Genomic DNA, 21,639 nt, shown 5'->3' on the forward strand with positions numbered 1-21,639 from the left:
GGCTTTTTGCTGTTTACTACGTCAGTACTCGTATCAAAAGTTGTTAATATCAAAACCTGCGTAAAGATAAAAACAAAGACGACATCAAGCTCCTGACACGGCTTTGTTCATCACTATCGTAAAATCCCCTTCTGCGTAGCCCTCCGTTAAAGAGACATCATCGCAGAGCGTTTTACAGAAACGATAGACACCTTGAGGGTGATAACTCATCAAGGTATTACGCGAAGGATACTGGCTTGAGTTGAGAAGATTAAAAATCACCGTCTGATTCGCCAGTTCATACATGCGAGTAATCATGTTTGTCAGATAATCAGAATCACGAGAGATGTAGTTCAGTGAACCACTAGCGATGACAATGTCGTGCGCCTCAAGGTTCATTTTGCTCATATCACCCGCCAAAAACTGACAACGATCTTCTGTGTAGTTTTGCTTCGCCTTCTTAAGAAAGCCTACGTGTTGGTCAACGCCGGTATAAGATTGAATACGATAGATGCTGTCGAGCAGTTCAAACAGCTCGCCATAGCCGCAACCCAAATCTAAAACACTCTTCTTTTCGAAGTCCGCCGCACGAGCGATTACTTCAAAGCGACACAATTGACTCTCTTCGCTAGTCCAACCTAAAGCTTTAGCCTTGTCGCCATTCGAGCGGTTAGTCTGTTTTCGATGATAGCGATACACCTTCCAACGATCGAGCCAGTGCATTACGAGAAATCCACCCACACTTCACGACCTCCAGCCAGCTCTTGGTTATGGTATTGCCATTGATATTGCGCGAGCAGCTTTTCGGTGAGCTCTAACCCTAGACCAAAGCCCAAATGATTGTCTTCTATCGTGCCGCCAGTATTGTGATTAACAATGGTGACTTTCGAGCCTACCTGAACGATGACCACGGTACCGCTCCCTGTGTGTTGGAAAGCATTGCGAATCAAATTGGTCAGCACGATGCGAGTGAGTCCGACTGGCAACTGACATTGTGTGTCGTCGCTTTCAAGATTCACAGCCACGGCTTTGCCATTCAATAGATAGCTTAAATCGTGGTTTATTTGTTGCAGCAGTTCGCCGAGATGTACGTTTTCCAGAGGCAGATCTTTGTCTTGTTGTCGGGTAAGCCACAACAAGGTTTCTGTCAGATCTGTCATGGTGAAACCCGCGCGCTTGATTCGATCAATGACTTCAAGCTGCTTTTCTGGGCTCTTACCCTTTTGAATCAGCTTCTCTAGCAGTTCACTATTTGTTCTTGTGACCGCAATAGGAGTACGTAATTCGTGGCTCGCGTAACCCAAAAATTTCTGCTCTCGTTCTAAGCTGTTTTGAACCGAACTCAAACTATCACGAATGATGTTAGCCAAGGTGTTCAGTTCACTAAAGTGAAAATCTGGTGTCGGTTCATTGAGGTTATCTTTATCTAGCGATTTGGCCCAGTTCTTTAGCTGCTCAACAGGCGATGCCACCTTACGTAACACCAAAACCAAGATAACGAAAAACAATACAATCGCACCCAGTGCGGTCAAAAAAATCGTGATAAAGTGCGGAAGCCCTTCGTCATTAATGAAAGGGTCATGTTTTTGAGCAAACACCGCAGAAACATAACGAACTTCATTACCTTTCATCACCTTCATGGCGAAATAGCCTTTCTCCGGAGGTGAGAATATAGATTTGCCAATGATTATTTTGGTCATTCGGTTGAATTGCAGTTCGTTCTGGTTGAGGTTGTTCTGAATACTTTGTGGCAAGTCGCTCCATTGGGTCGCCACCGTAAATTCTTGATTGGTCATAGGCTTGCCTGCCTTCACCGCATCTTGTTGCGCTTGGGCAATCATAGAGCCACGCATAGCGATATCCATCCCCGAGACAAAGTAGTTTACGCTCAACGCAGAAAGAACCAGAATCGTCGTGACACCTGTAACCAGAATCGCCAACAAAACGTAGATCCTTAGGCTTGGTCTGATCTTCATGCTTGTCGTAACTCCTTAATCGCAAAACCTTTACCCGCAATGGTATGCAGCAGCTTATTGTCTTGTTCCGCATCCACTTGTTTACGCAGATTGAAGATATGCACTTTTAAGCTGTTACTGTCTGGTTGATCGTCGCCCCACACGCCCTGCATGATGGTCTCGCGAGAAACAGGATTAGGGCTAGAACGCATCAAGATTTCCAGTATTTTGAGTGCGGTAGGCGAAAGCTTTAAAGGGGAATTATCACGATAGGCTTGATGCTGTTTGAGATCGATTTCCAAATCGCTTACCGACAAGCGGCGAACCTGACCACTGCGTCGCTTCGCCAGCACTTGTACTCGAACAATCAACTCTTCCATTGCAAAAGGTTTCACTAGGTAATCATCGGCCCCTTTTGAAAAGCCTGTCAGCTTATCATCAAGCGTATCACGTGCCGTCAGCATCAAAACGGGTGTATCAATGCCCTGCGATCTGAGATTCTCGCACACCTGTAAGCCGTTCATTTTAGGCAAATTGAGATCGAGAATGACCGCGTCATATCGGTTTGCTTCGATGAGGTTGAGTCCAGCTAAACCATTCGCTGCATGATCGCACTGGATATCTTCTAAATCGAGGTAATCAATAACCGCAGTGGCTAAATCGAGGTCGTCTTCAACCAAAAGCAATTGAAGCTTATCTGTGAGTTTATTAGTGACGGATTCTGCCATCGTGAAGACCTCTATTGTTAGTTGTAGTGTAGCTTTGTAGTGATCTTTAATATCTTGTTCGGTAATGAACCTAGACCGAAGTTGCTGAGGCTCGCTCGGCAATCATCAGCCTAGATATCATCATTAGCTTAGCTATTGTTAAGCCGTTTGTTCAGCGCCTTTGACTCGATTTGTGACTTTAAGAATCAGAGACTTAATCTCACACTGAATCATTAACAATGCTGGCGTTAGAATCAGTGTAATAAACGTCGCAAACAAAATACCGTAGCCTAGCGCCGCTGCCGCAGGGATCAGGAACTGAGCCTGCAGAGACGTTTCACTTAATAGTGGCGTCAAACCTGCGAACGTGGTGACCGATGTGAGTAACACGGCTCTTAGTCGACCAGAACACGCTTCAACAATCGCATCGTGAACCGACTTACCTTTCTCTTTGATTAGCTCGTTAAAACGAGAAACCAACAACAAGCTGTCGTTCACCACCACACCGCTCAACGCAAGGATACCGTTTAACGATAGGATACTGATTGTTAAGTCATTCCACCAGTGCCCTAAGATTGCCCCAACAATGCCAAATGGAATCGCTGTCATGATGATCACAGGTTGAATGTAAGACTTCAGCGGGATAGCAAGCAGCGTATAAATCGCTATCATGGCAAGTATGAACATACTCATCATTGAACTAGCCGTCTCTTCTTGTTCTTCCGTTTCGCCAGCAAAGTCGACCGTTAATCCCGGGTATTGCGCTTCTAAATCGGGTACTAATGTGTCTTGCAACTGATGAACAAGCTCAGCAGGTGCAACCACGTCTTTATCTAATACTGCACTGATGTACACCGCTCGTTGGCTATCAATACGTGTGATCTCTGATACTTGGTAATCAGAATATACTTCAGCCACGGTGCTCAAAGGCACCACGGTACCGTCGTTGGTTCTCACGCTCGATTGCTTGATATCCGCAATGGTTTGGCGATCCGATTCTGGGTAGCGCACACGGACTTTTACCTCATCCTTACCACGTTGGAACTGCTGAACAATATCACCACCAAACGCTTGCAATACTTGCTGTGAAAGACTTGCAGTATCAAAGCCTAACGCACGGCCTTGCTGTGTTAATTCAAAACGATACTGAGGCTCACCAAGATCCAAGTTATGGTCAATACCACTCACACCTTCAATCGCTTGCAGCTTGGTTAAGAACTCATTACCCGCCGCAGTCACTGATTCTTCGTTCCACGCTTTCAATTCTACTTTGAAGTTGTCGACCATCTCCATTTTAGACAAGACTTTGAGCTTCTTAACCCCTTCCATCTGGCCCACAGTCTCTTGCCAAGCATCAGCAAACTCATTCGATGTGTAGACACTGTCGCTGTCCAATTCAATTTTAACTTGACCAGAGTCATCAGCATCCGCGATAACTTGAAGACTCAGCAGTTCAGATGCTTCATCTTGAGCACCGTATTGCGCTCTCAGAGTTTCATCCGTTTGGGTTGCCGCCGCTTCAAGCACCAACAAGTTTTGTTGTGTTTGACCAAAGCTCGCATCGTTTTGCATCGACATATCGGCAGTTACCGTATCGCCCGGCATATCAGGGAAGAACGCTACACGAACCGCCCCCGTCATTGGTAACCCAGCAACTAAAATAAGCAATGACAAGAAAACCATCACTACCGCATAACGCAGTTTCAACGCCCATTCAATTACGGGGCAGTAGATACGCTTATTAAACCAACCTAGCCCAGTATCGGCAGCATGTTGAACGCGAGCCCACAGCCCCTTCTTCTCACTACGCTTAGTATTAATATGAGCAAGGTGCGATGGCAGAATGAACTTAGACTCAACTAAAGACAGCAACAAACAGATAGTCACGACCGTGCCGAATTGAGCGTAAATTTGCCCCATTTTACCGTCAACATTCGCTAACGCTAAGAAGGCAACAACTGTCGTTAACACACCAAATATAGTTGGTGATGCCACCTTCATGGTGCCTCGTATAGTACTGCCTATCGAATCGCCTTCTTCTTTGCGCGTGGAATAGATACTTTCCCCAACCACCACCGCATCATCGACTACTATCCCGAGCGCCATAATGAAACCAAAGGTGGTCATTTCATTGATGGTTAACCCCATGAAGGTATCTGTCATGAAGAACATGGTGCCAAAAAAGACAAACGGTAAGCCAGCTGCTACCCAGAAAGCGACACGCACGTTTAAGAATACCGCTAACACCATGAACACCAATGCAATACCGGTGAGCGCGTTCTTCATCAATAGGCTTAAGCGGTCTTTGATCATGGTACTTTTGTCGTACCAAGTTTCGATTTCGACATCGCTCGGCAGCATGTTGCTGTTTTCCCAGCGTTCTACCACTTTCTCTGCTTGTTCAACAATGCTGACGACGTCTCCGTATTCATCCATCACGATCTGAATTGCCATCGCATTCTGTTGGTTATAGCGAGACAGCATGAAAGTGTCGTCGGCAAACATGTCTTCTACATTGGCAATATCACCCAAGGTAATTTGCGTACCGTCAGTCGTCGTCATCACCGGAATCGCATTGAAATCTTGGATCTCATACGCCTGTTCAGAAACCTTCAAACGAACCGTTTTTTCGCCATTGCGAAGGCTAGTCGAGATAGCCGCAGAAGATTCCGCATTGATCGCTTCAGAAACGTCAGTCAGAGTTAAGCCGTAAGCCTGTAGCTTGTTCTCATCAACCTCAACCGAGATCATAGGATCGGCTTTGGCTTTGATTTCCAAATCACGAATGGATGACTGGCTCAGTAGATCTGATTTCAATTGCTCGGCTAAGCTCTGCAGCGTTGCTCTGTCTGCATCCCCATAAAGCTGTACCCATAAGGCATGATCTTGCATGCGAGCTTTATCAATCACAGGATTATCAGCGCCAGAAGGCAGGTTATTGATCGCATCTACCTTGGTTTTTACGTCGGCTAATAGGGTATCAAGATCGTAAGTGCTGGTTTTTTCGATCGAAACATGGCTGCCATTCGCATCAGACGTTGACGTAATACGCTTAATGCCCGGTACGGTTTCTAACGCATCTTCAATCTTAATCGCTAGGCCTTCTTCCGCCTGAATAGGGTCACCACTGTCATAGGTCACAGATACAGTTACCACATCGGGTTCAAGGCTTGGAAATGCTTCTTTACGTAGCGTGTTAAGCGATAAAAGACCGATGATGATCACGCCCACTAACAACAAATTCGCCGCTACAGAGTTATTCGCGAACCATGCGATTGCGCCAGTGTGTGGTTTAGTTGGCTTCTGGTTACTGTCCGCTTGGTTATTCGGTTTCAACTCATGAGACATGACTAACCCTCCGCCTTAGCCAGAACGACCATGCCCGCTTTAAAGCTGCTTAACGGACGCTTAACCACTTGTACACTGTCACCAATTTCCACGCCCAGTTTGGTAGGGTCGATATAAATCAAACCACCCTTTTCAAATTCAACATTCGCGTTTGATTTCGAAAGTTGACCGCTATCATCCACAAACCACAGGTCACCTTGTTGCGAAAGTGCAGAAGCCGGAAGCTCCCACAATTGAGTTAGTTGCTTACCCGAGATCGTTGCTTGCACGAACGTGCCTGGATAAAGATCTTTCTCTTGCTCCAAAGGATTATCGACTTTAACGATCAATGAACGTTGACGCGTGTCTTGTTGTAAATGCTGCTCTACTCGCTCAACATAACCTTGCCATTGGAATTGACCATCAGAACTCGATAGAGTCACTGGCCACGGCTGCTCTTTCAGTTGGGTGTTATCGCTGTTGGGTAGGCTCAACCATTGGCTTTCAGAAAGGGGGACAGAAACTTCAACCTCATCAACGCTGTATAACGTGGCTATCTGAGCGCCCGTTTGTGCGTAGCTTCCCGGTTGAACATCACGGCTCACGACCAACGAATCAAAAGGGGCAACCAAGGTTGTTTTTTCGAGGTCTTGCTCAGCCTTTACCAACTCTAGCTTGGCGTTCTCCAAGGCTGCTGTTACTTGTGCCAGTTGTGGCTCACGTAATACTAAAGGTGAATCCGGCTCGCCAGACAAACCAGAACGTTGCCATTCAGACTTAGCTTGTTCGCCTTGCCTCTGTTCTTCCAATAAATCCAGTTGAGCTTGAGCAACATTCGCCTTCGCTTGGGTTACCGCTTGTTGGTAACTGGTCGAATCGATATTAGCGATCACTTCACCTTGGCCAATCACTTGCCCAGTTTCAAACTGCGAGCTGATTGTTTCTACTCGGCCACCAACTTCCGTCGAAAACATCAATTCGTAACGCGACTTCGCTTCCCCGTAACCCACCACTTCTGCTTGGTAGTCACCGAGAGTGGCAAGTACCACAGACACTTGCTGTTGCTGTGAAGCAGGTAAGGTCGTCGTATCAATAGACTTGGTTTGAATAGGCGTAGCTTGAGGTTCTGAAACCGTTAGTTCATTCGTCTTTTGAGGAGCAGGAGCCACTTGTGAATCGTTGTAAGCAAGGGCAGCAAAAATGCTTGAACCAGCCACTAAGGTGATTGCAATTGTGATGGTGTTCAGTTTCATGAAGATACTCCCAAGCCCAGAGCTAGGCCTAAATCAATTCGGTTTACGAGACGGTTATAAATGGTTTGTGTTAACTGCGCTTCAAGGTCATAGGTTTGCTGCTGAACAGTAAGTAGATCAAAAATGTCGACCAAACCCTGACGGTATTTCTCTTCATAGCTAGTGAAGCTGCGTTGTGCGCTTACCAAGGCGTTCGTTAGGTGTTGCTGTTGAAGCGTTAATGAGGACTCTTGCCCCATTGCGTTTTCCACTTCATTCACCGCATTGAGCAGTGTTTCTTGGTAAGCCCAGTAGCTGGTTTCTGTGGTTAGGTCAGCAATTTCTGCCTGTGCTTTTAGCTTGCCACCTTGAAACAGTGGTGCTGACACTTGGCCAAGCGCACTCCACAAAGGCCCGGTAAGCAGAGCTTCGCTCGGAGAATCCGCCATATCGGTTAGGCTGGCAGATAAGCTGATAGATGGCAGCATCGCTTTGTACGCCGCGTCAGCACGCAATGTTTCTGCTTCGATATTAAAGAAAGCGGCTTGAAGATCGGGACGACCTGCTAGATCTTGTGTCGGCATGTTTTCTAGCGGATTAATGATGGTTGGGAATGAACCGAGCTCAGCAAGGGATAGCTCATCAGATTCACCACTCCATTGCCCTGTTAACAAAACCAACTCACGTCGACTTTGTGCAAGCTGCTCACGGTAATCAGCTAAGGTTGCTTGAGTCGATGCGCTGCTGGTTTTTGCATTATCTAGATCTTCAAGGCTACCTAGCCCTGCTCGATAACGTTCTAAAACAAGTTCTTCATTGTTTTCTAGAATCACCAAACGCTGCGTTTCAATATCAACAAGCTGTTGCTTCAAACTGATATCAAGCCAACCTCTCATCACACTCGCGACCAAAAGATCTTGAGCGCCCTGAAGGTTAGCCTGAGACGTCGCAATGTCTTTCAAAGCAGCGTTGTTTGTGTCTGCAAGCTTCTGCCATAGATCGAGCTCCCAACCAACCGTGACATCAGTGGTGTAGGTTTCAGTAGTGCTTGAGCCGTTAGTGCCTTCGTCAGCTTGACCAGAAAAGCTCGCATCGACGGTTGGTAAGCGATCACCTGAAGTTACACCTTGCTGCGCATAAGCTATTTTGAGTGCTGTAATGCTTTGTTGGAGGCTTGGGCTGTTCTGCAGAGCGCGCTCGATATAGAGATCGAGCTCCGGTGCATTCACTAAATCGGTCAGTTGTAGGTTTTCAGCGTCTCGATCTTGTTGAGTCGACGCTTGATCACTAGAAGCCTGTTGAATCAGCTCTGCGAGTAAGCTTTGTTGTGTCTGATTAGTGCTTTGCTCAGCGAGTGAAACATAGTCGGCCTGACTGGTTGTCGTGCAACCCATCAATCCGATTAGAGCAAGTGAAATAAGGGAATGTTTTAAAGGAAGATTCAATTTCATCTTCTTGTCTCCTGTAAGAATGGAGACAAGATAACGAGCTGGGGGTTAAGAGAGGGTTAAGGCGAACGTTAACCCCAAAAGAAAATACAAAAAGCGTACGTTTAAACTTCAGCTTTACGCTTCTGACTTGCTTGAAAAGAGCCCACCGATTTTATAACCGATCGCATAGCAAACCACGGCGACAGTGACAAATACCAATGCCGAGAAGAAATACGCTACAGACGCTGCGGCACCAGCCCCCCACACGACGCTGAACACCAAACCGAGATAAGCCTCTTTTGGCCACTGGTAGATAGGAAACTGAGCGCCGCCAGCAATTAGGTAAACCATCGCAAACAAGCCAATGAAGGTAACAATAAGACCGATGAGAACGCGAATGTTCATGGAGAGACCCTTGATTAATTTAGCTTGGTTGCCATTGTTCCTAGTCGAAAGCGGATATGCTTAGTCGGAACCGAATATTCTCAATCGAAATCGAATGTGCTTAATCGAAGCCGAATGTTATTAATCGCAACCTGATGATATTCAAGTATATCGGATAAAAGGAGCTGGCTCTATTACTCTTCCGAGTGAACTTTTACTCACGATAGACAAATTACAGTCGACGGCCAAAACCTGATTTCGCCTGATTAACAGGCACAAAAAAGCGGACACCCTTCTCACGTTAACTCCGTAAGCAAGGTGTCCGCTTTTACTCAATTTAGGCGCTTTAACTGAATCTAGCTTAAAGCAGGATGAAAATACCCGCTAAGCATGCACTCATTAGGTTTGCTAGCGTACCAGCAGCTACAGCTTTCAAACCTAAGTTTGCAACTTCAGCACGGCGCTCTGGTGCCATAACACCGATTGAACCTAACTGAATCGCGATAGAACCAATGTTAGCAAAGCCACATAGAGCAAAAGTCACGATCACTTGGCTGTGTTCAGATAACAGAGCTTTGTTCTCAACGAAGTCGATGAAAGCAACAAACTCGTTCATAACGATCTTCTGACCGATGTAAGAACCCGCCATCAATACTTCGTCACTTGGGATACCGATCAGCCATGCAAGAGGCGAGAACAGGTAACCAAAGATAGCTTGTAGCGTAATACCCGCAAAACCGAACGTTTCACCTAGGCTTTCTAGGCCAGTGTTGACCATCGCAATCACACTCACGAATGCAACCAACATAGTACCAACCGCTACCGCAACCTTCATACCGTTCATCGCGCCGCTTGCCAATGCATCAATCACGTTGCTTTGGTCAGCTTTATCTAGTTCGATATGGTCGTAATCACTTGGTGTGCTGCGCTCAGGAACAATGATCTTCGCCATTAACAGACTGCCCGGAGCCGCCATAAAGCTTGCAGCGATAAGGTATTTAAGCTCAACACCAAGGCCAGCATAACCACCAAGTACACTACCCGCTACCGACGCCATACCACCTGCCATTACAGCAAACAGTTCCGAACGAGTCATAGACTTTAAAAAGGGACGAATAAGAAGAGGAGACTCACCCTGAGAAAGGAAGATATTACCTGTAGCAACCAGAGATTCAGCTTTACTTGTACCCAGCAGTTTTTGCACCGCTCCGCCCAAGATTTGAATCACTTTCTGCATAACGCCTAAATAATAGAGCGCAGAGATCAAAGCACTGAAGAAGATAATGATTGGAAGTACGCGAATCGCGAAAATGAAACCTTCAGTAGCCAGATCACCAAATAGGAAAGCGATACCAACGTCTGCAAAACCAAGCAAACTCGAAACGCCATTGCTTAGGCTTGTTAACGCCAGTTGTCCCCAAGGGAAATACAATACTAAGGCTGCAAAACCGATTTGAAGTAATAGTGCACGAGAGACCGTTTTCCAGTTAATTGAAGAACGACTTTCAGATAACAGGTACGCGCAAGCAATCAGTGCAAGAACACCGACAAAACCAAATAGAATATTCATAATGTGTCCTAGTAATCCTTAAAGAGTGAACATGAGCCAAGCAAATGACATCAAAGGAACAGGACAAAGAACCGCAAGCAAAACGCTACGCGATGAAGGAGCTAACAGGGTTAGCGAATGTAACAACGAGTTGTTCATGTAAAAAATCACCTTATACAAGCAGTGGAACGTAGCTGGTCCGGTCCGTGGGGTCATTCACATATCCATGTGACGGCTTGTATTGGCTAAGCACCGGCTTAAAACCGGAAGAGAAGTATAAACAGTTAAGTGAGACTTTCATCACATTTTTTAACGCAAACGATCGCGCGATCAAGGATTAAGCAAAATGTATTGTTTGTCGTCGTTTTCGAGCTTCAAAACTGTAAACAATCTGTAGGGAGTTGAATTTGTAATGTTAAGTCTTTAAGTGTGTGAGCGTAATCACTCGGTTAATTCTGTGTGATTCTTACTACTTTTCTGTGCTCTGCCTCATTTCCCGAGACTTCAAGATTCATCTTAAGTTTAGATGCGTATATACTTTGTATGACCTCACCAAATAATTATCTATAAAATACCAATAGAGCTGATTAGATATAACAGCCATCGAGACTAAGAGAGGAAACACGTGAAGAAAATGGAAGCTCCGCACGACATGAACAATGGAGCTAGATTCAAAACAAATAGACACGGCTATGTGACAGTAGTTGAATATTATAATACCTATACTGTTATTGTCGCGTTTGAAAATACTGGAAATATCCGCGCTATCAGTGCGGCGAAATTACGTACAGGTCAACTCACCGATCGTTCTGTCGCGCCTGAATCAATTATGATTGGTGAAAAGGTTGAATCGGTTAAACACGGGATACTAACCATTACTCAAGTTGAATCTGAAAATATTGTGGTACTGACCAATGCCAATAACGAAGAAATTAGAATGTTATTGCCTGCCGTACAGAAAATGAAAGATAAAACAGAAGAAGTCGACAGTGAAAATATTGCCTCCCCAAAACCAACCTCTCTTAGCGAACTGACTAAAAGAAATAAAAAGACCAAAGACGTTAATAGCATGCTTAAGAAAATGCTTACTGACTACGGTCGATACGATTAACTCTCTGTTTTCAACAATAAAGCCTCTATAGATTTATATTCTAATATAAAAACTAGTTAAGCCTGCCTTTCTCAATAAAATACGTTGCATATTCGAGTGAAAAGTTAAATTTGATCAAAGTCTCACTCTGGATCTTTACTACAAATTAACGAGATCTCCATCACAATCTCATTTTAGTTTTGTGATGGTGATCTTATTGAAATCTGAATACTTCCATTACTATGCTCTCACACAATAAGAGAACGAAGTTTCTCAACCCCTAAAATCCAATTGAGACAAATATTATGAAAAAGATTCTTGTAGTTTGCGGTAACGGCCTTGGTACTTCTCTAATGATGGAAATGGCAGTAAAAGAAGTCGCTAAAAAAATCGGTTTCGAAGCAGAAGTTGATCACGAAGATCTTTCATCTGCAGCATCAAGCAATGCGGATATTTGGGTTGCAGCAACAGACGTTGCAAACCAACTAAAAGACGCTGGTAAAGAGAATATCATCAGCCTTAAAAATATTTTTGACAAAGCATCTATTGAAGAACAACTAAAAACTTTCATGTAAGGTCAAAATTATGCAAAACTTTTTCGAGTTCATGCTCGGCTTATTAAAAGAGCCGGCGATCATGGTAGGTTTAATTGCTTTTATCGGCCTGGTTGCACAAAAAGCAGATGTTTCTACCATTCTAAAAGGCACAATTAAAACCGTAATGGGTTTCCTAATTTTAGGTTTTGGTGCTGGCGCTCTTGTTGGCGCACTAAATAACTTCTCTGTTGTATTTACTGAAGCATTCGGCGTAAGTGGTGTTATTCCAAATAACGAAGCAATTGTTGCATTAGCACAAGAAGCATTCGGTTATGAAATGGCTCTAATTATGTTCTTCGCATTCGTTGTGAATATTTTATTGGCTCGTTTAACACCTTTAAAATATATTTTCTTAACGGGTCACCACACAATGTTCATGTCTATGCTGGTAGCGGTAATCCTGTCTACAGCTAACATCGAAGGCACTGCTCTCGTTGCAATCGGCTCGATCATTGTGGGTTCACTGATGGTTATCATGCCTGCACTTGCTCAAAAATACACAGAGAAAGTGATGGGTACTGATCAGTTGGCGATGGGTCACTTCTCAACGTTCTCATACTTAGTATCGGGTTACATTGGTAGCAAGTTTGGTGACACTTCAAAATCAACAGAAGACATCAACGTACCTAAAAGCCTAATGTTCCTGCGTGATACGCCAGTTGCTGTAGCAACAACAATGGCTATCTTCTTTATGTTTGCCTCAATTGTTGCTGGCGGTGACTTTGTTGAAACAGTATCAGGCGGTCAAAACTGGGTAGTATTCACCTTCATGCAATCTCTTGTGTTTGCCGGTGGTGTTTACATCGTACTGCAAGGTGTGAAGATGCTGATTGCTGAAATCGTTCCTGCATTCAAAGGTATCTCTGACAAGCTAGTACCGGGCGCAAAACCTGCTCTAGACTGCCCTATGGTATTCCCTGTAGCACCAAACGCGGTACTTATCGGTTTCCTTTGTTCTTTCGCTGCTGGCCTACTAGCAATGGCAGTTCAAGGCGCGCTTGGCTGGACAATCATTGTAGCTGGCGTCGTTCCACACTTCTTCGTAGGTGGTGCAGCAGGCGTTTACGGTAATGCGACAGGCGGTCTACGCGGTGCAATTCTCGGTTCATTCACGCAAGGTCTGTGTATCTCTTTCCTACCAATGCTACTGCTTCCAGTACTGGGTGGCCTTGGTCTTGAAGCGACAACGTTTGCTGACTTCGACTTCGGCGTTGTTGGTCTTATCCTAGGGTGGATTGTTTCATGAGCTTATTCGATTTAATTGGTAACCAAGGCGTTATCATCAACTCTGAAGAGAACCTAACGGTTGATGCTGCGATAGATGTGACCTGTTCAACACTGCTAGCGAGCAACAAAATCGAAGCAAGCTATGTTGAAGCTATCAAGCAAAAACACAAGGATATTGGCGCGTACTATGTTCTAGCACCAAAGATTGCGATGCCTCATGCTCGCCCTGAAGATGGTGTGAACGAAGCATCACTGCAAGTAACGGTATTCAAGAAGGGTGTTGATTTAGAGTCAGAAGACAACGGTGACGTTTACCTTTCGATTACTCTGGCAGCGATGGACTCAGATAGCCACATCCATACGATTATGGCGCTATCAGAGTTGTTCCAAAATGATGATGACATCGATGCCATCATCGCAGCGGAAACTGAGCAAGCGATCATCGAGATCTTAAAACGATACTAATCTCGATATAAAGATCCTGATAAGCCCCCATGAAAAAAGCGATAGCCTCGGCTATCGCTTTTCTGTTTCTGGTGCTTGGTCATTTCTCATCGAATATGAGTTAAGGCATCACACCTAGAAAGCATTCAGTGGCGTTAAAACGCGTACATTCGTTTGTCTGTCGATAATTCAAAGCAATATTGCGCGTGTTTATTAAGGCACTCAAACACTTCTCGATCCAACTTAAAGTTATCAACGTGGTCCCTCAAAATAGCGAGAGTCTCTTCTAACGTCATGCCTCCACGATAAGGTCGAGACTGAGTTAGCGCTTGAAACACATCCACCACAGCAACAATTCGACTGGGTTGATCCAACTCTTCCGCCGTTTTTCCCATTGGGTAACCCGAACCATCTAACCTTTCATGATGATCAGATGCCCACTGACAAACCTGAGGTGAACTGAACAACTCCTGCAATGCGAATCGAGTGTCCGTTGCATGGCGTTTAATACAGCAATACTCTTCTTCAGTGAGTAAATCCGGCTTATGCAGAATGTCATTAGGGGTTTGCAGTTTACCGATATCATGGACTAACCCAGCCAGATAGAGTTTGCGCTGAGTGGTGTAGGAATAACCCAGCTGTTTGGCGAGGTATTCTGAAAGCTGCCCAACCTTTAAAGAGTGCTTAAAGGTAAACGAACTTTTGGTATCAACAACATTGGCGATAAACTCGGCAAAGGCCACCGTCTCATCCAGCGACATTTGCTGGGAGAAAAATGGCACAGGTTCAAAGTTATCCCTCATGTTCTCGAGGTATGGAATCTCCATAGAAAACCAGAAGTCATCCAAATCAACCAACTCGCACATGTGTTGCACAAGGTTGGTTTCGAACATCTCATCCGCTTGTTCAGTCAAACGTTCAATGATGCTCGCTTTGCCATCTGGTGTTAGGTTTCCATAACGATCAGAAGAGGTTATGCCGTATAGATAATCGACTCTATCGGCAAGCATCACGATGGCAGCTAGTTCTCTTTCTAACTCGCTGATATGAATAGCCCTTAGCTCAGACCACGGAGTATGGTGATAAAGAACCGGCTTAGCAAATATAGAAAGAACTGGGCACTCTTTTAAGATTTGGTAGCCCTTTTGACAATGGTGATAGCTTGAGTCAGGTACAAACCCAGACGTTAAACTGAGCTGTTCATCAATTTGCGAGACACCACAGTCGTGAATCAAGCCTAACGAAAACGCGAGCTGCGCTTGCTCTTCTTCCCACCCCACACTCAGAGCACATCGATACGCGATATAGCCCACTCTCTGTCCATGATTTTTACTTTCGAAACCGACGTTATCAAGCGCCTTAGCAATACCGAATAGAGCCTTCCTTAGGTCCACGGTCACGTCCTGGCAATGTTGATTCATTATTTAAGCCTAGCATTTTTATATTTTTTATATATTTAGGCCGCTAATACTAATGCATAGCTAATGATTATATACACAACTATTGTAAGGTTTAATGAGTTTCGTGATAGAACCAACGTATTACGAAAAATCCGTGCTACAAATGGTTGCATATTAAAAATCATGCGACATTATAGCCTGCCGACTAAGATTCGCTTAAATAAGCAGCCATAAGAAAAGGAAAGACATGTTTAAAACGGTTATCGACAACGAACTCTCCATCGCATTGGTTGAAGAGAGCTTCGCTTCTCACTACGCGGAAATCTCACAAAGCCAGAATGAGTACCTAAGTCAATGGCTCGTGTGGCCGCCACATTGTAAAACCGAGCAAGACTTTAGGATCTTCATCCAACGCTCGCTACACGATTATGCCGAAGGGAAAAGCATGACTTGTGCAATCGTGTATCAAGACAAGGTCGTCGGTAACTGCAGTTTCAATACCATTGATCATGATAAGCAAAAGGTGACCATAGGTTATTGGTTATCTGAGACATACCAAGGAAAGGGGATTGTGACGCGCGTTGTCCAGAAGCTGATTGATGTTGCTTTCAATGAGTTAGATATGGAAAAGGTAGAGATATCAGCCGCAACCGGTAACCAAAGCAGCCGTAAGGTTTGTGAGCGCTTACATTTCACGTTAGAAGGTATTATAACTCGTAACGAGAACTTGAATGGCCGCATCGTAGACCACGCTATTTATGGACTTCATCGCTCTAAGCTCTAAGCTCTAAGCTCTAGGCTCTAGGCTCTAGGCTCTAGGCTCTAGGCTCTAGGCAGTAGTAACTAAGAAGTCACTCGCTTGTAAATCGGAATATAACAAAGCCACGGTATTAGTCGGTGGCTTTGTTATTTGACGAGCCTGAAGAGCTCTTGAAGCTGCAGCTTATGCGATCTTAGGAATCACGATACTGAACTTGGCGCCACCATAGTTGCTGTCGTCGATTTTGATATCCCAAGAAAGTTTTTTAGCCGCCGATAGAGCAATCGCGAGGCCCAACCCCAATCCACCGTTGGTCGACGTTCTGCTTGAGTCTAGTCGAGAGAACGGAAGGAATACCTCATCACGCCTATTCTCTGGTATTCCAGAACCATTGTCTTCAATCACCACCAGCCAGTTTTCTGAGTTCTCATCCAGCGTCATCCACACTTTGTCTTGTGTGTAATTACCCGCATTCTTGAGAACGTTATCGAACACCAAGCGTGCCATTGAGCAATCACACTTAATCTTGCACTCTAGCTGTACCTTAGATTCAAAGGTGGCATTGTCTAGTTTCGAGTAACGAATTCGGTCTAGGCAATACTCACGAAGAACGGAGGTCACTTTAACGAGCTCAAAGAAAGAGTTATCCATGACATTCAACTTCGACAGCATGATGATTTCTGACGTGAGCTCGTTGATATCCTCAATGTAGGTATCAATGTCATCGAAAAGAACCTGATGATTATCGGGGGCTCCCCTTCTTAGGATATCGGTCGCCAGTTGAATACGACTTAGCGGAGTTCGTACTTCGTGTGGGATAGCTTGAGCGAAAATATGACTTTGTTTTACTTTGCTTTCGATCTCTTCAGCCATGAAGTTAAAACTGCTGGCCAAATCAGAAACAGGATGGATGTCGTCCATGTCAGATCGAGTACTAAGCTTGCCCTTACCAAACTGTTTCTGCTTCTCGACGAGCAACTCTATTCTTTCTTGAAAACGCCTCACAGGTAAGTAAACACTTGCTCCAATCGCCACAATCACAGCCAACAACAGCCCTAACAAAAAGTGTCGTTCTGAGTCTTCGTACCATTCAATGTCAGGAGAGAAAAAGTCCCCTACCTCACTGAACCCAAAACTGAATTTAGAGTTTGGTAGCTGAAACACGGTCGAATAGAGGTTGTCATCACTTAGATATATCGGCACACCGTTTAAGGTTGTGTATAACTCACATTGTTGGCAAGGCGCCTCGCCCGACCAATTCTCCAACAGGCGTAAATTGAAGATATAAAATTGTTGGTAGCCTGTTCTATCGAGCTCTTTATAGAGAGAGTTTTCTTGATTGTGTTGACGAACATACTGCTCCGCAAAGTAGATGCCATCATTGAGGAAGGTTTCGATCTCGGTGCGTCGCATGTGCCCCTCACCAAGGTTCAAGAACAAAAATATCGTTGCCGACATCCCAGTCACAATCCCAAGGTATAAGCGAGCAAACATCGAAACCGAGCGAAGCTTCGTAGCAATGAACTTACGCAACCAGCATGTACCCCTTGTTGCGAACCGTACGAATCAACTGTTTGTCTTTTGCGTGAATGCGCAGCTTTCGGCGTAACCCAGACACGCGCATATCAATCGAGCGGTCGTTGAACGCGTAATCTATCCCTCTAAATAACTGACAGCACTGGTCTCGAGTCACGACCTGACAGATGTTATTAACGAGAAGGTTTAAGATTTCAAATTCAGCAGAAGTAAGCTTGAGGTTTTGGCCGTAGAGCGTGGCACTTTGAGCAGAGCTGTTGATTACAATATCGCACTGTTTTTCAGCCGTAGTTTCTTGCGCAGTTTTTACGGGAGTCGCTCGACGCAATAACGCTTCAATTCGCGCTAACAAGGCATGGCCACGAATCGGTTTGGCAACGTAATCGTCCGCACCAAATTTAAACAAGCTGACCTCGCTCATTTCATCGGCGGAAGCCGTTAGCACTAAAATCATTCCATTGTAAAACTCACGGGCTTGACGGCAAATTTGCGCGCCGCTCATCCCTGGAAGCATCAAGTCCAACAGCACTAAATCAGGTTCAATACTACGGATCGCTTCAAGTGCCAAGTTCCCTTCATGAACAACGCTAACATTGTAACCTTCAGCTTCGAGGTAAAGCGTCGTTAGACGAGCTATCTCTTGGTCATCTTCAACAATGAGCACTTTGGTTTTCGACATTCCTATCACCAGTATTTATTAAAAGCGAAGGCAGTATATATACTGGTCATAGATCATCAATATTGGAATCAGAGCCCTACATTTACCGTACGCAAAACATAGTAATCACTTTTGTACATACACGTTTACAGAATAGAGAACCAACAACCGGTGCGCCTTGGTTTATCAAGGTTTCCTCCTTCAGAGCACACCATTTTGATGTGCAAGGAAAGTGGCTCTTTGATAAAAGCGAACTGCTGCTAAACCTAACCTGTACAACAAAGCAAAAAGAGAAGCTGATAAAAGCCAGATACAACGCAGAACACGACTGTTTAACGGAGCTTTATAATCGCCGTGGGATCAGCAACCTTCTAGAAACCAGCATTGCCTATCGCTCACCGTTTGAATTGATGTTTGTCGACCTTGATGGCTTCAAATTAGTTAATGACACTTATGGGCACACTGTCGGAGACCAACTACTCAAACAGGTTGGTGAACGCCTTAAACAGTTGGTTGATGAGAAATGCATGATAGGGCGATTTGGTGGCGACGAATTCATTGTGATTGCCCACACCTGCCGAAATCAAAATATCCCACTACTTTGCCCTCGCATCATTGATGCCTTAAACCGAAGTTTCCATATCAGAGGCATCGGCAGTTTATCTGTCGGTTGCAGCATAGGTACCGCGCATTTCCCTGATAACGCGGTTGACCAAGAAACATTGCTAAAGCAAGCGGGTATGGCGATGCATCTTGCAAAAGCGAATGGTCGAAACCGCTTCCAAACGTTTACCCCAGACTTAGCACAAACCCTGCATCGCAAAGTAGAGATCCGCCATCGACTGGCACGCGCCATAGAAAACGACGATCTCAACCTTCACTATCAACCGATCATGAACACCAACAGCGACAAGGTGAAAGGGTTTGAAGCCTTGCTTCGATGGTCAGACAAAGAGCTAGGTAACATAGGCCCTGATGAGTTTATTAGCTTAGCGGAGGAGACGGGGCAGATTGTACCGCTCGGGAAATGGGTTCTGAACTCTGCACTCAAACAGCTATCGATATGGCAACGTGAGTTTGATAGTGAGTTGATGATGAGTATCAATATTTCGAGTATTCAGATGCACGCGACCTTTGCCGAGCAGCTATTAGCAATGTTGAACTTCTACAATATCCAACCTCAAAGCATCGCCCTTGAGATCACCGAATCTTCCATGATCTTCAAGCATGGTGAAGTCAGGCAAGCGTTAAGCGATATTTCTAAATTGGGCGTAGAGCTTCACCTTGATGACTTTGGCACAGGCTACTCGTCACTGTCGATGTTGCATGACTTACCGATTAGCACCGTGAAACTCGATAAAAGCTTCGTCCACGGTTCACACAAAGGGAGCAAAGCGATTGTCCAAGCCACCCATGCTATCTGTGAAAAATTGGGGCTAAAAGTGGTTGCTGAAGGTGTCGAAACCGAAACGCAAAAAGCGTTCTTAATCGATTGTGGATACCAGTATCTTCAGGGATTTTTATTTAGTAAACCAATTCCCTCAAATGAAGTCGAAAGTCAGTTTTTGAATGGTCGACAATCCTACAATTAAAGACTTATTTATCAATAAATTAAGTCGTTTGAATGCTTCCTAAACAATCGGCTGCTGTGGGTGTGTACGCTTACGTATGCTTACATAGCGTTTAACAGTAAGAGGAAATAATTAAGCTATTGTTTATAAAGAAAATTACTTAGAAATTCACACAATAAAACACCAAACCATTATACCCACTAACTGTAATGACTTGGGTATTTAGATTACCCTCATTCCGTCCCTTTAGCAGAGCAAATAATCGGTAACCATGAACAGACAAAACGGCTTCACTCTTTTAGAACTCATCATCTCTGTATTAATTTTAGCGATCGTTTCGGCGACAGCTATGGTCAAGTTCTTAGACGTTCAAGGAAGTGCTCGGGCGAGTAAAATACATGATGTGGCTGGTAACCTTCGCACGGGTATCGATATGATCTACGCGAAGTCAGCGATTGCTGGCGTTGAGGATGAGTGCAACTATGTTGAAAAGACGGAGATTGAGACCTACTACGTTTGTCATGGTTACCCAATCGCCTATGTTGACTCACTAAGAAGACTGCTCAATATCGACGCAACAGAGCTTCATGTCATCAACAAAGAAGTAGACTCTGGCAGCAATGCAGAAAGAGTAGCCGCCATCTCTTTCGACACCGAAAACTACACCTATTCGCCAGAAGGAGACTTTTGTCAGGTGCTTTATCAGCCAGAAAAAGAACCACAGATCGTGGTGCTTGATGGTGCATGTTAAATACTCAACGATTGCACGCTTCCATAGTTAACACAAAGCCACCGCAACAGATCTTTGAATATCATGTGGTTACGCTAACATTTGCTCAAAAATAACACTAATTGATCTAACTTGTTGCTGCTTATACTTTTAGGCAGTACTCATGGTATAACACCAACCTCATTCATATCTTATTTTCATCACTAGCCGATTAATATTTACATAGACACATATTTGATACATATGTCAATAATAATTCCATTAAAATTCTTTAATCAACACATCATGATAAAAATCATCCTTTCCCTATTTTAAATATCCCACCTTAAAGTTTAATTATTTAAATTTCGTAACAGAATAAATTAAAGTCAATCATTCAACAAATATAATTAATTCTATCATTGATTACTTTAATTAAATCACCAAAACAATACGCCACATAAATTATATTAATATCACATAAAATGACATAATTTAATTTTATCATGAAAAATTCTGATAAATCTCACACATCGATAAACCGAATGAATACCATCAGAAGCTACATTAGAAACCTCTAAATCCAGTCGCTAAACCTACCGCGTAGAAGCTGTGAAATGGATAAATACCAAAACAAATGGATAAATCCCCCTTACCCCTTGTAAATCATTGGCTTTCATTTATAAATTCAACTTTTGGGTGAACATCTCCATAACCTTTCATTAAAGCCCAAATTCTGCGATTAGTATCAACATCTTGAGATAAAATGGTGACATTTTGGTTATATTATTTAGATCGAACTCTTGTGTTGAATGAAAATCCCAGCCATCACATATCCATCACACAAATATAATAACTATCGCTTAGGAGTTAAGCTATGCACTGTTCTTTCAATATAAATAACAATAATGAGAGCTTGCAACTAATCTACAATGAAGAAAAAATATACATAAAAAGAGACAGTAATAAGATATCAGAGGAAACTCTTAATAGTAAAGAGAGTTTTGTTTTCAAATACCTTATTGAACACTCGGTGTTTTTCAAGGTAGTTGTCATCATTTGCTTACTTATTAAGCAGCTTCTCT

General features: G+C 44.1%; 18 protein-coding genes and 1 pseudogene. 8 read left to right on the forward strand and 11 right to left on the reverse strand.

Translation table 11 applies throughout. From position 1 onward, the window contains the following. Positions 1-84 precede the first annotated feature (84 nt). The 8 genes from AB6E52_RS12210 to AB6E52_RS12245 form a co-directional block, all read right to left on the reverse strand. Complete coding sequence (locus AB6E52_RS12210) at positions 85-702, reverse strand: class I SAM-dependent methyltransferase (RefSeq protein WP_102320594.1); 618 nt, start codon at positions 700-702, stop codon at positions 85-87. Beyond that, positions 702-1,955 carry a HAMP domain-containing sensor histidine kinase gene (locus AB6E52_RS12215; RefSeq protein WP_102320595.1) on the reverse strand — a complete coding sequence of 418 codons (1,254 nt, stop codon included), beginning with the start codon at positions 1,953-1,955 and terminating at the stop codon, positions 702-704. The genes AB6E52_RS12210 and AB6E52_RS12215 overlap by 1 nt, the downstream gene beginning before the upstream one ends. Next, positions 1,952-2,662 carry a response regulator transcription factor gene (locus AB6E52_RS12220; protein WP_102320596.1) on the reverse strand — a complete coding sequence of 237 codons (711 nt, stop codon included), beginning with the start codon at positions 2,660-2,662 and terminating at the stop codon, positions 1,952-1,954. The genes AB6E52_RS12215 and AB6E52_RS12220 overlap by 4 nt, the downstream gene beginning before the upstream one ends. Positions 2,663-2,800: 138 nt before the next feature. Beyond that, positions 2,801-5,989: an efflux RND transporter permease subunit gene (locus tag AB6E52_RS12225; RefSeq protein ID WP_102320597.1), complete on the reverse strand. Its 3,189-nt coding sequence runs from the start codon at positions 5,987-5,989 to the stop codon at positions 2,801-2,803. Between the two features lie 2 nt (positions 5,990-5,991). Next, a complete protein-coding gene (locus AB6E52_RS12230; protein WP_017069232.1) occupies positions 5,992-7,221 on the reverse strand; it encodes an efflux RND transporter periplasmic adaptor subunit in 1,230 nt (409 codons plus the stop codon). Continuing rightward, positions 7,218-8,651 carry a TolC family protein gene (locus AB6E52_RS12235; RefSeq protein WP_102320598.1) on the reverse strand — a complete coding sequence of 478 codons (1,434 nt, stop codon included), beginning with the start codon at positions 8,649-8,651 and terminating at the stop codon, positions 7,218-7,220. Before AB6E52_RS12235 ends, AB6E52_RS12230 begins: the two co-directional genes overlap by 4 nt. 114 nt (positions 8,652-8,765) lie before the next feature. Further along, positions 8,766-9,035 (reverse strand): hypothetical protein, encoded by a 270-nt coding sequence (locus tag AB6E52_RS12240; protein ID WP_102320599.1) that lies wholly within the window; start codon positions 9,033-9,035, stop codon positions 8,766-8,768. 340 nt (positions 9,036-9,375) lie between these two features. After that, positions 9,376-10,584 (reverse strand): NupC/NupG family nucleoside CNT transporter, encoded by a 1,209-nt coding sequence (locus tag AB6E52_RS12245; RefSeq protein ID WP_102320600.1) that lies wholly within the window; start codon positions 10,582-10,584, stop codon positions 9,376-9,378. A 613-nt stretch (positions 10,585-11,197) separates the two neighbouring features. Between AB6E52_RS12245 and AB6E52_RS12250 the strand changes: the two genes are divergently transcribed. The 4 genes from AB6E52_RS12250 (at position 11,198) to AB6E52_RS12265 (ending at position 13,941) form a co-directional block, all read left to right on the forward strand. Continuing rightward, positions 11,198-11,674, forward strand: a complete 477-nt coding sequence (locus AB6E52_RS12250; RefSeq protein ID WP_029235263.1) for a hypothetical protein — start codon at positions 11,198-11,200, stop codon at positions 11,672-11,674. 284 nt (positions 11,675-11,958) lie between these two features. Next, positions 11,959-12,228, forward strand: a complete 270-nt coding sequence (locus AB6E52_RS12255; protein WP_017064872.1) for a PTS sugar transporter subunit IIB — start codon at positions 11,959-11,961, stop codon at positions 12,226-12,228. A gap of 10 nt (positions 12,229-12,238) precedes the next feature. Continuing rightward, positions 12,239-13,495: a PTS ascorbate transporter subunit IIC gene (locus AB6E52_RS12260; RefSeq protein ID WP_017064873.1), complete on the forward strand. Its 1,257-nt coding sequence runs from the start codon at positions 12,239-12,241 to the stop codon at positions 13,493-13,495. Next, on the forward strand, positions 13,492-13,941 hold the full coding sequence (locus tag AB6E52_RS12265; protein WP_017070990.1) for a PTS sugar transporter subunit IIA: 450 nt from the start codon (positions 13,492-13,494) through the stop codon (positions 13,939-13,941). Before AB6E52_RS12260 ends, AB6E52_RS12265 begins: the two co-directional genes overlap by 4 nt. A gap of 134 nt (positions 13,942-14,075) precedes the next feature. On the opposite strand, the gene AB6E52_RS12270 is transcribed toward AB6E52_RS12265, so the two are convergent. Further along, on the reverse strand, positions 14,076-15,341 hold the full coding sequence (locus AB6E52_RS12270; RefSeq protein ID WP_102320601.1) for an HD-GYP domain-containing protein: 1,266 nt from the start codon (positions 15,339-15,341) through the stop codon (positions 14,076-14,078). Positions 15,342-15,567: 226 nt separating this feature from the next. On the opposite strand from AB6E52_RS12270, the gene AB6E52_RS12275 reads away from it, so the two are divergent. Next, complete coding sequence (locus AB6E52_RS12275) at positions 15,568-16,104, forward strand: GNAT family N-acetyltransferase (protein ID WP_017069226.1); 537 nt, start codon at positions 15,568-15,570, stop codon at positions 16,102-16,104. A 159-nt stretch (positions 16,105-16,263) separates the two neighbouring features. On the opposite strand, the gene AB6E52_RS12280 is transcribed toward AB6E52_RS12275, so the two are convergent. Both AB6E52_RS12280 and AB6E52_RS12285 read right to left on the reverse strand, forming a co-directional pair. Continuing rightward, positions 16,264-17,613: a sensor histidine kinase KdpD gene (locus AB6E52_RS12280; RefSeq protein ID WP_102320602.1), complete on the reverse strand. Its 1,350-nt coding sequence runs from the start codon at positions 17,611-17,613 to the stop codon at positions 16,264-16,266. Next, the gene (locus tag AB6E52_RS12285; RefSeq protein ID WP_017060591.1) at positions 17,606-18,295 is read right to left on the reverse strand and encodes a response regulator transcription factor; all 690 of its coding nucleotides are present in this window, start codon (positions 18,293-18,295) and stop codon (positions 17,606-17,608) included. The genes AB6E52_RS12280 and AB6E52_RS12285 overlap by 8 nt, the downstream gene beginning before the upstream one ends. 182 nt (positions 18,296-18,477) lie before the next feature. Here AB6E52_RS12285 and AB6E52_RS12290 point away from each other — a divergent pair. The 3 genes and pseudogenes from AB6E52_RS12290 to AB6E52_RS12300 form a co-directional block, all read left to right on the forward strand. After that, positions 18,478-19,866, forward strand: a pseudogene (locus AB6E52_RS12290) (putative bifunctional diguanylate cyclase/phosphodiesterase); the annotation flags it as partial. A 250-nt stretch (positions 19,867-20,116) separates the two neighbouring features. Continuing rightward, positions 20,117-20,596, forward strand: coding sequence for a type II secretion system protein (locus tag AB6E52_RS12295; RefSeq protein WP_017060589.1), 480 nt, complete (start codon positions 20,117-20,119; stop codon positions 20,594-20,596). A gap of 835 nt (positions 20,597-21,431) precedes the next feature. Beyond that, positions 21,432-21,639: hypothetical protein (locus AB6E52_RS12300; RefSeq protein WP_372189956.1), on the forward strand; the 208-nt coding region annotated here is incomplete at its 3' end.

The sequence above is a fragment of the Vibrio sp. 10N.247.311.13 genome (genome assembly GCF_041467595.1).
In the GTDB taxonomy this organism is placed as follows: Bacteria; Pseudomonadota; Gammaproteobacteria; order Enterobacterales; family Vibrionaceae; genus Vibrio; species Vibrio crassostreae_C.